Origin of the sequence: Sphingomonas sp. UNC305MFCol5.2 (genome assembly GCF_000712135.1) — a bacterium.
Taxonomy (GTDB): Bacteria; Pseudomonadota; Alphaproteobacteria; order Sphingomonadales; family Sphingomonadaceae; genus Sphingomonas.
Genome location: NZ_JOOE01000006.1, coordinates 76750 through 93604 on the forward strand (window position 1 = coordinate 76750; position 16855 = coordinate 93604).

Annotated in this window: 5 protein-coding genes; 4 read left to right on the forward strand and 1 reads right to left on the reverse strand. The window is 65.5% G+C overall.

What is annotated here, in order from left to right:
• The first annotated feature begins 149 nt into the window (after positions 1-149).
• Both BR78_RS0120245 and BR78_RS0120250 read left to right on the forward strand, forming a co-directional pair.
• A complete protein-coding gene (locus BR78_RS0120245; protein WP_029728509.1) occupies positions 150-8609 on the forward strand; it encodes an SdrD B-like domain-containing protein in 8460 nt (2819 codons plus the stop codon).
• Positions 8606-12235, forward strand: coding sequence for a hypothetical protein (locus BR78_RS0120250; protein WP_051683440.1), 3630 nt, complete (start codon positions 8606-8608; stop codon positions 12233-12235). The genes BR78_RS0120245 and BR78_RS0120250 overlap by 4 nt, the downstream gene beginning before the upstream one ends.
• Before the next feature lie 535 nt (positions 12236-12770).
• On the opposite strand, the gene BR78_RS22275 is transcribed toward BR78_RS0120250, so the two are convergent.
• On the reverse strand, positions 12771-13238 hold the full coding sequence (locus BR78_RS22275; protein WP_081855879.1) for a TrbC/VirB2 family protein: 468 nt from the start codon (positions 13236-13238) through the stop codon (positions 12771-12773).
• Positions 13239-13261: 23 nt separating this feature from the next.
• Between BR78_RS22275 and BR78_RS22280 the strand changes: the two genes are divergently transcribed.
• A complete protein-coding gene (locus BR78_RS22280; RefSeq protein ID WP_231478362.1) occupies positions 13262-13582 on the forward strand; it encodes a hypothetical protein in 321 nt (106 codons plus the stop codon).
• Positions 13583-13639: 57 nt separating this feature from the next.
• A partial coding sequence (locus BR78_RS21140; protein ID WP_051683441.1) for an RHS repeat domain-containing protein occupies positions 13640-16855 on the forward strand: 3216 nt, incomplete at its 3' end.

The window sequence follows — 16855 nt, forward strand, 5'->3', positions numbered from 1 at the left end:
CAGCGACGATGCGACAATGCGTGAGGTCTCGTTTCGGGTCCGCCGCTTTTTGTAAAATGGTGTAAAATCAGGCATTTGGTTATAGATCATTAACTCCAATCCGGTCATCCGTTCCGCGTCCGTCTCATCCGAGCCGAACGGGGGATCATGTGAAAAAGCGTATTGGCGCTGCGTTCAGCAGCTGGTCGGTGTTGCGCCGCGTTCTGGTGGTGCTTGCCTTGCTGGCGCCCTTGCCCGCGATCGCCGCAGACCTACAGGTATCCGGCTATAGCTGGCTTCCGGACCCCGTTCCGAACGGCGCCGAGACGCAGTTTACCGTGCGCGTCACCAACAACGGTCCGGGCACGGTCTCGGACGCAGTGGTCACCATTGCGGTCTCGAGCCGGTTCCGCGTCGACGCTGGGGACGTTCCGTCCTTCTGCTCGCTGTCCGGCGCGATCGGTTCGCAGGCGCTCACCTGCAACCTTGCCTCGTTCGCTGTGGGGGACCGCAGCTTCAGCTATAACGCGACCGCCATTGCGACGGGATCCGCGAACACCACCGCGACGATTTCGAGCGCGACCGCAGGCGACACCAACGCCGCGAACGACGCGCTCACCGTCACCCCGGCGGTGCAGGCCGGTGCCGATCTTTCGGTGGTGAAGGATGACGGACTGCCGACCAACACCCTCGCGGCGGGCGGCGTCATTTCCTACCAGATCCTCGTCACCAACGCGGGACCGGATACGACCTCGGCGATCCGGCTCACCGACAATCTCCCACCCGCGTCGGATTTCCAGTACCAGTCCGCCGGCGGTACGAACTGGAGCTGCTCCAACGGCGGCACGACGATCACCTGCAACTATAGCGGCGCGGCCGTTACTGGCGTGCTGCCTGCCATCACCGTCACCGGCCGGGTCATCCGCCAGTCCAGCGGCACGATCACGAACAACGCCTTCGCCTCGCTGACCAATCCGACGGTGCTCGATCCGAACGGCACCAACAATGCGGCCGCGCCTGTGGTGACGACGATTCTGGAGGGAAGCGATCTCCGTGCGGCCAAGTCGATGCCGGCGACGATCGTCGAGGGCACAAACGTGACGATCGATCTGACGCTCTTCAACGACGGGCCGCAACCGGTCAGCGGCGCCACGATCAGCGACACGATCGCTGCGAACTTCACGATAGGAGCATTGCCGGGGGGCTGCACCCGGAGCGGCCAGACCGTCACCTGCAATGGCGGCGCGCTCGCGAGCGGCGCCAGCCGTGCGTTCGCGATTCCCGTCACGGCCAACAGCGCCACTGCCGGGAACCAGACCAACAGCGCGACGATCACGCTGCCCGCTGGATTCGCCGATCCCGATCTGACCAACAACACGTCGACCGCGCCCTTCCGCATCGTCCCGCCAACCGCGGATCTCAGCGTTTCGAAGAGCAAGACGCCCAATCCCGTGGCGGCGGGCGGCGACATGACGAGCACCATCACGGTCCGGAACAACGGTCCGTCGGCGCTCAGCTATTCGCCCGGCACGCCGATCCGGATCGCCGACACGGTTTCGGCAGACGAAACCTTCGTCTCGTCCAACGCGGCGTGGAGCTGCGCGCAGGTCGGGAACATCATCACCTGCGAAACCACCGGCACGGGCACGCTCGCGCTGAACGGCACACTCAGCCTGTCGCTGGTCACACGCGCGAGCGTCACGGCCAACACGAACCTCAACAACACTGCGTGCACGGGATCGACGGGTGGATCGCTTGCGACTCCCCTAGATACCAACACGGCCAACGACTGCAGCGGCGCGGGCGTGCGCGCGACCACGGTCACCACTGATCTGACCGTTGCGAAGGAGGTCTCGCTCGACGCCGCCGGCCCCTGGTCCCAGTCTCCGGCACTTGCGATTCCGGCGTCCGCGAGCAGCTTCTACATCCGCCTGCGCGCCAGCAACATCGGCGGTGCGCCCGCGGGCACGGTGACCGTCACCGACAATCTGCCCAACTCGCTCAATACGGGCGGCTATGTGACCGGCTTCGCGCAGATCAGCGTGTCGAGCGGTAACACCTCCTATTCGCCTGCGAACGGCCGGATCAGCTGGACGCTGACCAACCTCGGGGCCGGCGCGACCGAAACGGCGATCGTGCGGATCGACAGGCCCGGGAATAGCGGCGCCTACACAAACACCGCGACCATCACCTCGTCGGATACCATCGACAGCGACAACAGCAACAACAGCTCGCAGGCGCAATATACCGTCAGTCCGCTTGCCGACATGCAGGTGACGGCCAAGTCGATCTCGCCCAATCCGGCGCGCGTCGGCGTGGTTTCGACCTACACGATCAGCGTCCGCAACAATGGCGCCAATCCGGCAGACAATGTGGTCGTGAGCGACACGATCGACCCGGCACGGTTCGAGCTCGTCGGCAATCCCGCCTCCACCAAGGGCGGCAGCAGCTGCACCAAGGACGATGCGACGGGGCTGATCAGCTGCAGCATGGGGCAGTTCACGCGCGGCCAGTCGTTCCAGGTCTCGCAACAGGTGCGCGCGCGCTTCCCCTTCGGCGGCGCGACCTCGGGCTTCCCGATCAGCCACACCAACGTCGCGACCGTAACGACCGATACTGTGGAGAGCGACGCTACCAACAATAGCGGTTCGGTCACGCACAATGTGACTGCGCCCGGCTACGATCTTGCGATTACCAAGCAGGAACCCGGGCCCGAATTCGATCCGCTGCGCTTCGGCGACGAGCTGGTCTATGACGTACGCGTTTCGAATTTCGGCCCGTCGCGCGCGACCAACGTCGTCATCACCGACGTCCCGCAGCCGCCCGCGGGCTACACGATGACGCTGGCCGGCTTCAGCGTGAATCCGGTTCCGGCGACTGGCGGGTTCAGCTTGTATGCGCCGCCTTCGCCGTCCTGCGTCCAGGCCGGCGCGAACGTCGAATGCCGCCTGCATGCGAGCTCGACCGCTGCCAATTATCTCGATGCGCTGAACCAGGTGATCTTCCGCCTGCGCTTCACGCCGGGCGGGCCCGCACCGACCGGACCGCTCACCTTCACCGACGAGGCGCAGGTCACCGCGCTCGAGCAGGACAATGTGACGGTCAATCAGGCCGATAGCCAGCTCGCCAACAACAAGGCGGTCCAGACCACGACCGTTCTTCCTTCGGCCGACCTCGAACTGGTCTCGAAGACGCGGGTCACCGCCTCGCCCGCGAGCATCAACGAGCCGGTCGAATATGCGATCGTCGTCCGCAACAACGGCATTTCGCCGATCGCCCAGGTGCGCGTGACGGATACGCTGCCCGCCGGGTTCGAGCTGACCGGCGCCGCGCCCACGGCCACGGCATCGGGCGCGGCAAGCGTCAGCGCGATCGCCTGCACCGGCGCGTCCACCGTTCTTTGCACGCTCGACGGCACCTTCCCCCCGGACGGCAGCCAGGTGACGATCCGGCTGCGCGCCCGCGCCACCTATCCTTACGCCGGGGCACTGTTGACAGATCAGGTCAACACCGCCTCGATCGCGCCCGGGCTCGATAGTGGTGGCCAAGAGCTGGCGCGCGACGCCGATCCGACGAACAACAGCAAGACCGCGGCGGTCCAGATCGCGCAGTCGTCGATCGCCGGCTCGGTCTTCGACGATGCCAATCTCGACAATGCCATCCAGGCAGGTGAGGGCCTGAGCGGTGTGACGGTCGTGCTGAGCGGCACCGATGCCTGGGGCAATCCGGTCGCGCCGCGCACGCTGGCCACTGACGCCGGCGGCAACTTCCTGTTCGATCGATTGCCCGCAGGCACCTACCAGATCGTCGAGACCCAGCCCGCCGGGCTGCTCGATTTCCGCGAAACCGCGGGAAGCGTGGGCGGCACCGTGAACAACGCCGCGTTCGGCAGCGCCCCGGCGACCAACAGCATCACGGCGATCAGCCTGCCGGCGAACACGGCCGCCACGAGCTATCTGTTCCAGGAAACCCGTGCCGGCTCGATCGAAGGCACGGTGTGGCGTGACGTCAACAACAACGGCGCGATCGACGGCGGCGAGACGGGTGTGGGTCCCGGCGATTTCTCCTCGACGCCACAGATCCGTCTCACCGGCACCGACTATGCCGGCAGCGCGGTCAATCTGACGACGACCGTCGATGCCAGCGGGCATTACCGGTTTACCGATTTGCCGCCGTCCGACGCGACCGGATATACAGTGACTCAGCTCGTCCAGCCCACCGGACTCTCGGACGGTCTCGACGTCAATGGCGCGGGTAACGTGGTTCCGGGCTCGGCAGGGCGCGCGGCGCCTGAAGATATCGCCGTCGGAACGCTCACTCCCGGACAGGGGCTGACCGAACGCAACTTCGGCGAGATCCCCACTTCGACGCTTTCGGGCATCGTGTTCCTCGATCCCAACGGCAATGCGACCCGCGACCCGGGCGAGAATAGCGGCCTTGCCGGCGCCGTGGTCCGCCTGACGGGCACCAACGACGTGGGACAGGCGGTCGATTGCTCGATCACCACCGATGCGACGGGCGCCTACAGCTTCCCCGCCTCCAGCGCAGCCGATCCGTCGTGCCGCGTGCTGCGGCCGGGCACCTATACGGTCACCGAAACGCCGCCGCCCGGCCTCGAGCATAGCGGCGCGTTCATCGGTAGCGCAGGCGGCACCTCAGGCGGTGCGAGCGGCGCGAACACGCCCGTTCCGGGCCAGGCGAATACCAGCGTCAGCGGCGTCGTGATCGCCGCGGGCACCACCGCCACGCGCTATGATTTCGGCGCCACCGGCCAAGGTCTTGGCGGCTATGTCTATCTCGACCGCAACGGCAACGGCACGCGCGATCCGGGCGAGGTCGGCATCGCCGGCGTCACCGTCACCCTTTCGGGCGCCACCGCAGCCGGGCAGGACGTCTGCACGCTCGTACCCTGCGCCGCGACGACCGATGCGGCGGGCAATTATCTGCTGGTGAACGTGCCCGGCTCGTCGCCGGCCGGCTATACGCTGGCCGAGCAGGCGCAGACCACAGCGCCGCTCTCCTCCTATGCCGATGGCACCGATGCCGCGGGCCAGGTGAACGGCAGCGTCCGCGGAACCGCCGGCAACGACACGATCACCGGGATCGTGCTCGGCGCAGGCGAGCTCGGCATCAACAATGCCTTTGGCGAACGCGCGGGCTCGCTCGCCGGCGCGACCTATATCGACGGCAACGACGACGGCATCCGCCAGCCGGGCGAAACCGTGCTCGCCGGCGTCACTGTCACCCTTTCGGGCACCGCCGCGGCCGGACAGGACATCTGCGCCGCGCGTGCGGCTCTCGATCCGGCGCTCGGCTGCACGGCGACGACCGGCACCGACGGCAGCTATCGCTTCGACGATCTTCCGGCGGGCAGCTACACGCTCGTCGAGAACCAGCCGAGCGCCTATGCCGATGGCCGCGAGAGCGCGGGCACGCCCGGCGGGAGCGTCAACAACGCAAGCTTCGGCAGCAGCGCCGCAGAGAACCGCATCGCCAACGTAACGCTCGGCAACGGCACCACCGGCACCGGCTACGACTTCGGCGAGCGCGCGATCACGATTTCGGGACGCGTCTTCAAGGATCCCGAGCGTGACGGTTCGGACGCCGGTGGCGAACCTGCGATCCCCGGCGTGACCCTCACCCTGCGCCAGGGAGGTACGGTCGTGGCGACCACCGTCACCGGACCGGACGGCAGCTATCGCTTCGAGAACCTAGCCGCGGGGAGCTATACCGTCGAGGAAACCCAGCCCGCGGGCTATGGCTCGTCGACGCCGGACAGCCGTGCGATCAACGTGACCGCGGGCACCAACCAGACGATCGACTTCGGCGATACGGTCTCCAGCCTCGCCGGCTCGGTGTTCGTGGACTCGGACGACGACGCCGTCCGTGATTCGGGCGAACGCGGTCTCGAGGGCGTCACCGTGCGCCTGACCGGCACGACCGCCGGCGGCGGCGCGGTCGACCGCACCGCGACCACCGACGCGAGCGGCAACTATCGTTTCGACGATCTGCTCGCCGGCACCTACACGGTAGCGGAGACGCAGCCGGTCGGCTTCGGCGACGGCAAGGATGCTGCGGGAACCGTTCCCGGCGTCGTTGCCAACGACAATATCTCGGCAATCAATTTGCCGACCGGGACCGACGCGACGGGCTATGTCTTCGGCGAACGCGGTCAGGGGCAGGGCGGCGTCGTCTATGTCGACACCAATCTGAACGGCGTCCAGGATAGCGGCGAACCCGGCATTCCCGGCGTGGTGGTCGAACTGCAGAAGCCCGACGGTACGGTGGTCAAGACGGCGACCACCGGTCCGGACGGCCGTTACGACTTCACCGATATCGAGGCAGGCGACTATGTCGTCGTCGAGCAGCAGCCGCTCGGTTATGGCGACGCGGAGGAGCATCGGTCCAATCGTGCGACGTTGACGGTCGGGGTCGGCGCGCCGGTCACGCCGATCAACTTCGGCGAGCGGGTCGGCTCGCTTGCCGGCGGCGTCTACAACGACACCAACGGCAATGGCCGGCGTGATGCGGACGAGCCGGCGATCCCGGGCGTTACCGTGACGCTGACCGGAAGCGATGCACGCGGCAACGCCATCACGCTGACGACCGTGTCGGGAGATGACGGCAGCTATCTGTTCACCGGCGTCCCGGGCGGCACCTACAATGTCGTCGAGACGCAGCCGGCCGGCTATGACGACGGCGTGGATACGCCGGGCAATGCCGGCGGCAGCGCCGCGGGCGATACGATCAGTGCGGTCGTGCTCGGCGCCGCGCAGGACGCCACCGGCTATCTGTTCAGCGAACGCGGCGCGGGTGCCCGCATCGCCGGCCGTGTCTGGCTGGATCGCGACCATGACCGTGCCCTCGATTCCGGCGAGCCCGTCTATGCCGACTGGATTGTCGAGCTACGCCTCGGCGATGCGCTGATCGGCACAACCCGCACGGGCGCCGACGGGGCCTATGCCTTTACCGGCGTGGCGCCGGGGGCGGGTTACCAGGTGTTGTTCCGCAACCCGGTCAACAACGCCATCTATGGCAGCGCGCGTCCCAACGAGACCGGTACCGCCATCGGCGAGGGCGTGGTTTCGCCTTCGAACCCCGCCGGTGCGCGCACCGAGGGCGGCACGCTGTCCGAGCTCAAGCTCACCCCTGGCGCCGACGTGCAGCAGCAGTCGCTGCCGCTCGATCCTTCGGGTGTGGTCTATGATTCGGTGCGCCGTGTGGTGGTGCCGGGCGCGACCGTCCGCATCACCGGTCCGGCCGGGTTCGATCCCGGGCTGCATCTGCTGGGCGGCACGACGAACGTCGCGCAGGTCACCGGCGAGGACGGCATGTATCAATATCTGCTGCTCCCCGGCTCGCCCGCGGGCACCTACACGCTGTCGGTGACGCCGCCGAACGGCAGCTACAATCCGATCCAGCCGTCGAGCATCATCCCGCCCTGCGCAGGACCGCTCGTGGTCGGCCCGACGCCCGATCCGCTGCTGGTCTCCGCCTATGACGGCGCGCCGCCGACCTCGGCGCTGGCGACCTGCACCACGGGCGGGCAGACGACGGCCTATTATCTGAGCTTCACGCTTACCCCGGGCACGTCGGCCAACGTCCTCAACAACAACCTGCCGATCGACCCGATCCTCGAGGGCGCCATCGTCGTCACCAAGACGACTCCGATGGTGAACGTCAGCCGCGGTGGCCTGGTACCTTACACGATCACCGCGCGGAACACGCTGGCCGGGGCGATCACCGGCATCACCATCACCGACCGGACGCCCGCGGGCTTCCGTTACCGGGAGGGCAGCGCGACGATCAACGGCATGCCGGTCGAGCCGCAGCAGGCGGGACTCCTGCTCAGCTGGCCGGGACAGAGCTTCACGGCGGGCGAGGAGAAGACGCTCAAGCTGGTGCTGACCGTCGGTGCCGGTGTCGGCGAGGGCGAGCATGTCAACAGGGCCTTCGCCGTCAACGCGCTCGTCGGCGCGACGGTCTCGAATGTCGCGGACGCGGTCGTGCGGATCATCCCCGATCCGGACTTCGACTGCACCGACATCCTCGGCAAGGTGTTCGACGACCGCAACATGAACGGCACGCAGGACGTGGGTGAACCCGGCCTGCCCGGCGTGCGCCTGGCAACAGTCAACGGCCTGCTCATCACCACGGATGTCGAGGGCCGCTACCACGTCACCTGTCCGATGATCCCGAACGAGGACCGCGGGTCGAACTTCATCCTCAAGCTCGACACCCGCACGCTGCCGACCGGTTACCGCATGACCACGGTCAATCCGGAGACGGTGCGCCTGACCCGCGGCAAGTTCGCCAAGCTCAACTTCGGCGCGGCGCTCGGTCGGGTCGTTCGGGTCGACGTCAATGCCGAGGTCTTCGACGGCGACAGGGTGGCTGCATCCTTCCTGCCGAAGGTCGATGCGCTGGTCGCCACTCTCGCCGAGAAGCCGTCGATCCTGCGCATCGCCTATGGCGGAGCGGGGGAAGCTTCGGGCCTGATCCGCCGCCGGATCGCCGCGCTGCGCGATGCAGTCGAGGAGAAATGGCGAGAGAGGAAGGATCGCTACCGGCTGATCATCGAGGAGGAGACCACCGTCCACAGCGGCACGGCGAAGGGAGACGTTCAATGAACCGCCTGGCCCTCCGCACTGCCGTCGCGTTCGGCGTCGGCATCTCAAACCTCGCGCTCGGTACGGCGCTGGCCCAGGCTGTGGAGCCCACGGACCATTGCGGTTCGCCCGACCGGCCATGCGGGCCTTTGGTCGACGATAGCGGCGAGGACACCCGCGGCGTCGCGCCCAACCTCGAAACGGGCGCCGCCGAGGGTGCCTTCCGGGTGACCGTGGACGGCGAAGGCGAGGGCGCCACCGTTGCCGATGTCCAGCGCCGTGCCGACGTCGCGTTGGCGGGTGACCGGATCGATGTCCAGGTCACGACGCTCGATGCGAAGCCGTTGCTGAGCGTGGTTCCTTCCACACCCGTGGTGGCACCGGGGGAGGCGATCCAGTTCCATCTGCTCGCCAACTACACGGCGTTCATTGCGCGCGCCGAGCTGCGCGTCTTCGGTGCAGGCGACAGCATCGAAGGCACGCCGCTGACGGTGGTGCCGGTCACGTTCGGATCTCCCGCAAGCTGGAAGGCCGATGCACCCGCGGGCACGCAATTGCGGGTCGTCCTGCGCGTCTACGACGCCAGGGGACGGTTCGACGAAACGGCACCCCAGGCGCTCTCGGTATCCGCTGCCCGGCCCGACGGGCTGCGCGACACCCGCCAGGGTCCGGTGTTCGAGAACCAGCGGACCATCGGCAACATCCCAGTGACCGGCAGCGAGGTGACCGTCAGCGGCGCGGTCGAACAGCAGGGCACACGCGTGCTCGTGTTCGGTACGCCGGTTGCCGTCGACCGCCAGCTGCGCTTCGTCACCCAGCAGATCGTCCCGGCCGACACGAAGTCGGTGCCGGTGCGGATCGAGCCGGTGAACGGCGAGCCGCGCGAACATAGCCGCGATCTCAATCTGCCGAAGAACGACCAGTTCTTCGTCGGCATCGCCGATCTTACAGCGGGCCACCGCAGCTTCGACGCCGCCAAGCTCGACTTGCAGGGGACGGACTCGGCGGATCCGCGCAAGGATTTCGTCGATGGCCGGCTGGCCTTCTACTATAAGGGCCAGCTTTCCCAGACGTGGCGACTGACCGCATCGGCGGATACCGGCGAGCATCCGCTGTCCGACCTGTTCGACGGGTTCCTCAAGAAGGACTCGCGCTCGTTCCTGCGCCGGCTCGATCCGGACCTGCACTATCCGGTCTATGGCGACGATTCGACCACGGTCGAGGATGCGCCGACCTATGGCCGCTTCTATGCAAGGGTCGAGAGCCCGAACATCATCGCGATGTGGGGCAATTTCCAGACGCTCCTCCCGGGCACCGAGCTGATCCGCTATCAGCGCGCGCTGTACGGCGCGAATTTCGGCTTCCGGCCGTCGGCGATGACCAGCTTCGGCGAGCGCAAGACCGAAGTGACGGGTTTCGCGGCGGATCCGGGCACGATCGGATCGCGCGAGGACTTCGCCTCCACCGGCGGCTCGGTCTATTACTTCCGCAATCGCGACCTCGCGCAGGGATCGGAACGCCTCTTCGCCGAGGTCCGTGACCGCGATTCGGGTCTCGTGCTGGAGCGCCGCGAACTTGTTCCCGGCCGTGACTATGAGGTGAACTACATTCAGGGCCGCGTGCTGCTGCGCGAGGCGCTGCCGATCACCGCCGACACCAGCATGTTCGTCCGCGATGCGTCGCTCGCCGGCAACCCGGTCTGGCTCGTCGCCACCTATGAATATGTGCCGGGGCTGACCAGGCCGGACGCGCTCACCATCGGCGGCCGCGCCCAGCAATGGTTCGGCGATATGCTGCGCGTCGGCGTGACGGGCTATCACCAAGGCCAGGATCAGGCGCAACAGGATCTGTACGGCGCCGACCTGCTCCTGCGCTACAAGCCGGGCACCTATCTGCGCGGCGAGTTCGCCCAGTCGGACGGAGCGGGCTCGGGTGCGTCCTTCTCCTCCACCGGCGGCTACGACTTCACTCAGCTGACTACGGCGCCGCGCAAGTCCGATGCGCTGATGGTCGAAGGCGCGGCAGACATTGCCGAGGTTTTCGGCGGCGGCGAAGGGCGTGTCGCCGCATATTGGCGGAGCCGCGAGGCAGGGTTCTCCGGTCCCGGCGAAGTCAATTTCGGCGAGAGCCTCGATCAATATGGTGGCAGTGCCGACGTCGCGATCGCCGGCGGCACCCGCTTCAAGGCCAAGGCCGACATCACCGACGGGCGGGTGACCGACCGGCAGGCGATCGAGGCGGGCGTGACCCACCAGACCACCAACGGCGTGTTCGGCAGTGTCGGCGTCCGCTCCGACAAGCAGCAAGGGCAGGCTACCGCTTACACCCCCTATCCCGCAGCCCCTGGCTTCCAGGGCTCGCGAACCGATGTCGCGGCCAGCGTCGGCTATCGCCACACCCCCGCACCGGCACAGGCCGAACAGGGCGAGGGGAAGCAGAAAAGCGGCATGCCCTGGGCCCTGTCGGTGTTCGGGCAGAAGACAATCGATCGCGACGGCGGGCGTCTGGAGAACGACCGCATCGGCGTCGCGGGCGAATTGCAGCCGACCAGACGCCTCACCCTTGCCGGTGAAGTGTCGGACGGAGACCTCGGAACGGGCGCCAACGTGAAGGCCAACTATGCGACCGGCGAACGCGGCTCGCTCTATCTCGCCTACGCGCTGGCAGCCGAGAATCCCGATGCCTTCACCACCGGCAGGCTTGGTCGCCTGACTGCGGGCGCCCGCCGGCGGTTCGGCAGCAGCACCAATGTCTTCGCCGAAGGACGCTATGAGCATGGCAGCGGCCCGACCGGCTTCACCCAGGCATATGGCGCCGACTTCACGCCGATCCCCGGCTGGACCTTCGGCATGCGCTACGAGACCGGCTCGCTGGCGGATGCGCTCGGCGGGCGGATAGATCGCGAGGTCGTGGGCGGGACCGCCGACTATGGCGGCAAGCGGCTCCGCTGGTCGACTGCGATCGAATATCGCACCGACGGCAGCGATACCTATGGCGATCGCACCAGCTGGGCGACGCGCAACCAGGTCACCTTCCGGGCGACCGATGCACTGCGACTGTTCGCCAAGGCGAACGTGTCGCTGTCCGACGGCGGGCTCGGCAGCGATCATTCGCTCGACGCCGACTATTACGAGCTGGTCGCAGCGGCGGCGTACCGCCCGACCGACGATGACCGGCTGAACCTGCTGGCGAAATACACCTACCTTGCCGACGAACCTTCGCCGGCACAGGTCGACCAGCTTGGCCTGAACCTCGATTATGCGCAGCGCAGCCATATCGCGGCGTTCGATGCGACCTATCAGCTGACTCCGCGTCTCGCCCTGGGCGGGAAGGTTGCGTATCGCGTGGGCGAGCTTCGCACGTCGCGCGACGCCAATGCCCCGTGGTTCGACAGCCACGCGACGTTCTGGGCGGTACGCGCGGACTATCGCGTGATCGGAAAATGGGATCTGCTTGCCGAAGCGCGTCAGCTTTCGAGCCGTGAGGCAGGTGACTCCCGGCTCGGCGCGCTGGTCGGCGTCTACCGCCATCTCGGCGACAATGTGAAGATCGGCGTCGGCTACAATTTCACCGACTATTCCGACGATCTTTCCGATCTCAGCTACGACGAACGGGGTTTCTTCGTGAACCTGATCGGCAAGTTCTAGCCCTTAGCCCTTCCTCCCGAGCGAAACTCGGGTCGCGCCGCCGCCGAGTTGAGCCTCGGCGGCGGTTTCGTCTATGCCCTTCTCGCGAGGGTAAGGGAGAGAGGCACGCGTACTGGTCAAGTGATCGGAAAGCTTGACGCGTGATGCGGAGAAGAAGCGCCTGACCCTTTTCGGCAATTTTATAGCTCTGGCCTGTGCCGTGGCAGGGTTCGGTGGGATGCTGGGCACGACAATTCTGCTGCAATCCTATGGATATCTATAAGTCAGGCTTGAGGTTGCGGACGATAGGCTGTGCCTGGTGGAAAGCGGTGCGCCGGCTTTGGGGCACTTCCCGCCGGTTCGCTGTCGACCGCGGACGGCGAGAAGCGGATCGGAAGCGGCCTGTCCGCTTTCGGGGCACCGCCTCGTCGATTCCGGTCGTTCAATCGGTCGTAGCGCCACGGCAGCTACGCGCCCAATTGCGGCTGTTCAGCCATCAACGCGGGTGCCTGAAGAGCGGACGTCCCGGCTCAGGAGAAATCGAACGCAAGCCCCGTCACTGTGGTACGGCAGCACCAGCATAAGGATCATAGCCTGCTGGATGTTGTGGGAGCGTCGCCAGTGGCGATATGTCGACTGATTGTATTGGCGGCGATGCAAAGCCGGACGAGCCTTGGTCGCGGACGGCGCTTTCCAGCCCCGCGACTATGCTCGAGGCACCGAAGAGAATGAAGCATCCCAGAACGATGGTCGCGGCGCGGCGAAGATCGACGCGACCGCCCAGCGCCATAAATCCTACGCTGGCGACCGATATGACAGCAGCAGTCGTAGCGATGGTGCCGAGCAGCGTGCCTTCCAGCCATCGAATCGCTGCCACAATCGAGCCTGATACGGAGGGATCGGCGCCGCCGCCGAGTTCCCACGCTGCTGTAGAGATCGCCGAGATGAGCACGAATGCATCGTGCGCCGGAGATCGCGGCGGATCAAGAGAACTATCGGCGCTAATATAGCGATAACCAAGCATAAACGATTGCGCCGGGCGCCGAGATGGCGTTAGTCATTCAAAGCGGAATTAGATACCGCGTGTCGGGCGCTCAAGCTAACAAATTCGTCTACCTGCGATGGCCGGGGGGTGTCGATATGCGAGTCCTAAGTAGCGTTTTTATTCTGGCTGCGTGCGCATTTGCGGCATCGCAGGCGAGCGCTTCCGAAACTGTCATCTATACCTATGATGCCAAGGGTCGCGTGGTGAAGGTCGAGCGATCGGGCGCGGTCAACAACGGTGTCAAATACGAATACACCCACGACAAGGCGAACAATCGCCGCAACGTGAAGGTGACCGGATCGCCGAATCCGCCACCGCCCTGAGCGACGCCCGCCAGGCGCAGTGACGCCTGATTCAATTTATCCAAACGGGGGGATCAGATGCTGAACCATGTCGGGGCCGTGCGCCCGGGCGCGCGCCGCGCCATTGCCAGATTGCTTGCCTGCTCGATCCTTTCAGTACCCGCGGTCGGCGGCCTGTGCCTGATACCTGCTGCCAGGGCGCAAGTCGCCGCCGCCGCGCCGGTGCGGCAATCGCTCGACGCGAATGGAGTGGATCTGTTCTATGGCACGATCAACGTCGACGGGCCTGCGCTTTCGGCCGGACAGGGGGAAGCGGGACTGAGCTGGTACAAGCTCATCCGCAGCAATCAGGTCTGGGGTGACAACCTTGTAGCCTCATTGTCGGTAAACGGCAGCACCGTCCATGTCGCTTTTGCCGGCAAGACCGATCGCTTCACCATCTCAGGCAGCAGCTATATCCCTACTGAGGGAAATGGGTCCACATTGTCGCTCAGCGGCAATGTATACACCTATACCCTGAGCGACGGTACCGTCATTCACCTCAACAAGGTCTATGCGGGAGCAGGGTCGTTCCAGACAGTCAGCGGCGTCGTCACCGACGTCACCAAGCCATCGGGCGAGACCCTTACCTATACATTCGAGAGCATGTATTATTGCTCGCAATCGAAGGAAGGTTCCGAAGGCCAGATCTGCACCGGACATTCCTACGCCTATCGGGTATCGTCGGTTCAGAGCAACTCCGGGTACAAGCTGACATACGACAATGCTCCCGCAAGTGTCGATCCCGACGACATCTTCAGCACCGATTGGACGGCGTGGTCCACCACCAACGGTGTGTCGCTGACCAACACCGCCGTGGCTGGCGCGAGCGCGCGCACGCAGGCTTTCGCCACCACTTTCGCCGTAAATACACGCTACGACAGCATCACGGACCCGATCGGACGGAAGACGACATTCAGGACGACGTTCAATGGAGCCGTCCAGGGGCTTGCCGGCATCAAGCGTCCGGGCAGCAGCGGCGAAGACGTGACGGTCACCTATGACGGGTCGAACCGGGTCTTCAGCGTTACGACGGCGGCAGGCACCACCACCTACACTTATGCGGACAACACGGGGCAGCGGACAACGACGGTGACCGATCCGCTGGGCCATGCGACGGCTTATGTCTTCGACATCGCGTCGCAACGGATGCGCTCGAAAACCGATCCGCTCACCCGGCTGACCCAATGGGATTACGACACCAGTGGCCGGGTGACGAAGGTGACCGCGCCAGACGGCAACTACACACAATATACCTATGACGGCCGCGGCAATGTCACCGAAACACGATTGGTCGCGAAGCCGGGATCCGGGCTTGCGGATATCGTGACGACGGCAAACTATGATCCGTCATGCACCTACGCGGCAAAATGCAACCAGCCGAACTGGACCAAAGACCCGAAGAACAACCAGACCGACTATAGCTACAACACGACCACCGGAAAGCTGGTGACCGTCACGTTGCCCGCCGCAACCAGCGGTGCGGTGCAGCCGGCCACCACCTACGGCTATACCGCGGTCAACGGCATCCAGCAGGTGAGCAGCATCTCGACTTGCCAGACCGCCGCCTCCTGCACGGGCACGGCAGACGAAGTCAAAACCAGCATCTCCTACAATGCCAATGGCCATCCGATCACGGTGACCAAGGGCGCCGGCAACGGATCGCTGACCGCAACTACTACCATCGGCTATGACGATGTCGGCAATGTGCTGACGGTGGATGGCCCGCTCTCAGGCACCGCCGACACCGTGCGTTACCGATACGATGCGGCGCGGCAGCTGGTCGGCGTCACGAGCCCCGATCCGGACGGAGGCGGCGCGCTCAAGCCACGCGCGCAAAGGTTGACCTATGATCCCAAGGGCCGTGTGACCTTGGCCGAGACCGGCAATGTCGACAGCCAGAGTGACGGCGACTGGGCAGGCTTTGTGAGCCAGCAGCAGCTCACGACCGATTATGACGGCGTCGATCACAAGGTGAAGGAGACGGTGAGCGCCGGCGGCACCACCTATGCAGTGACGCAATATGGCTACAATAACGACGGCGTGCTGGTGTGCATCGCGCAGCGGATGGATCCGGCGCAATGGGCAGGGCAGAGTGACTCATGCACCCCACAGCTCACTGGTCCCAACGGCCCTGACCGCGTCGAGCAACGCGGGATCGATGCGCTGGGGCGCGTAATCGACTATCATCGCGCGTTCGGCACGGCCGATGCCTCGCATGAATATTTGAGCTTCACCGCCAATGGACAAATCGAGACCGTCACCGACGCCGAGGGCAACAAGACGACGTACGAGTATGACGGGTTCGACCGGCTGTCGAAGACACGCTATCCGGTCACGACCGTCGCGGCAGGCACCAGCTCGACTACCGATTACGAGCAACTCGGCTATGACGCGGCGAGCAACATCACCAGCCGCCGCCTGCGTGACAGTCAGACGGTCGCCTACGGCTATGACAACCTCAATCGGGTGACGACCAAGACCACTCCAACGCATGACCAGTCTATAACGTGGAGCGTCCCGCACGACTGGAACGTCAGCTATACCTATGACCTGCTGGGACGGCTGAAGACCGCGACCGGCGATGGCTGGGCGGTCAACACATTCACCTATGACGCGCTTGGCCGGACGACGACAGAGCAATATTACAGCTTCGCCACCAATCACACCTATGATCTCGCAGGACGCCGGACGCGGTTGACGTGGAACGACGGGTTCTATGTCGATTATGACTACAACGTCGCCGGCGACATGACGGCGATCCGCGAGAATGGCGCGACATCGGGCCTGGGCGTGCTCGCGACTTATCAATATGACAATCTGGGGCGCCGCTCGAGCATCATGCGCGGTAACGGCACCACGACCAACTATGGCTATGACGCAGTCTCGCGCCTCGCCTCACTCACGCAGGATCTGTCGGGCAGCGCGTACGACTTCACCCATTCGTTCAGCTACAACCCCGCCGGGCAGATCGCTTCGCTGACCCGCAACAACGACACCTATGCATGGGCCGGCCACTACAATGTCGACCGGTCTTACGGCGTCAACGGCCTCAACCAGATGACGACAGCTGGCGCGACGGCGCTTGGCTATGACGGACGCGGCAACCTGACCAGTTCAGGAAGCGCTGCCTACACCTACTCCACCGACAATCGAATGCAATCGGCCCCCGGGGTCACCATGGCCTATGAACCGGCAGCCGGCCAACTTCTTCGCTTCAACACCGCTGGCGCTGACACCCGGTTCAGCTGGTCC

Bases quoted from the DNA above. Each gene is read 5' to 3' on its own strand.
- BR78_RS0120250 (WP_051683440.1), top strand. From the start codon at position 8,606: ATGAACCGCCTGGCCCTCCGCACTGCCGTCGCGTTCGGCGTCGGCATC.
- BR78_RS22275 (WP_081855879.1), bottom strand. From the start codon at position 13,238: ATGCTTGGTTATCGCTATATTAGCGCCGATAGTTCTCTTGATCCGCCG.
- BR78_RS22280 (WP_231478362.1), top strand. From the start codon at position 13,262: ATGGCGTTAGTCATTCAAAGCGGAATTAGATACCGCGTGTCGGGCGCT.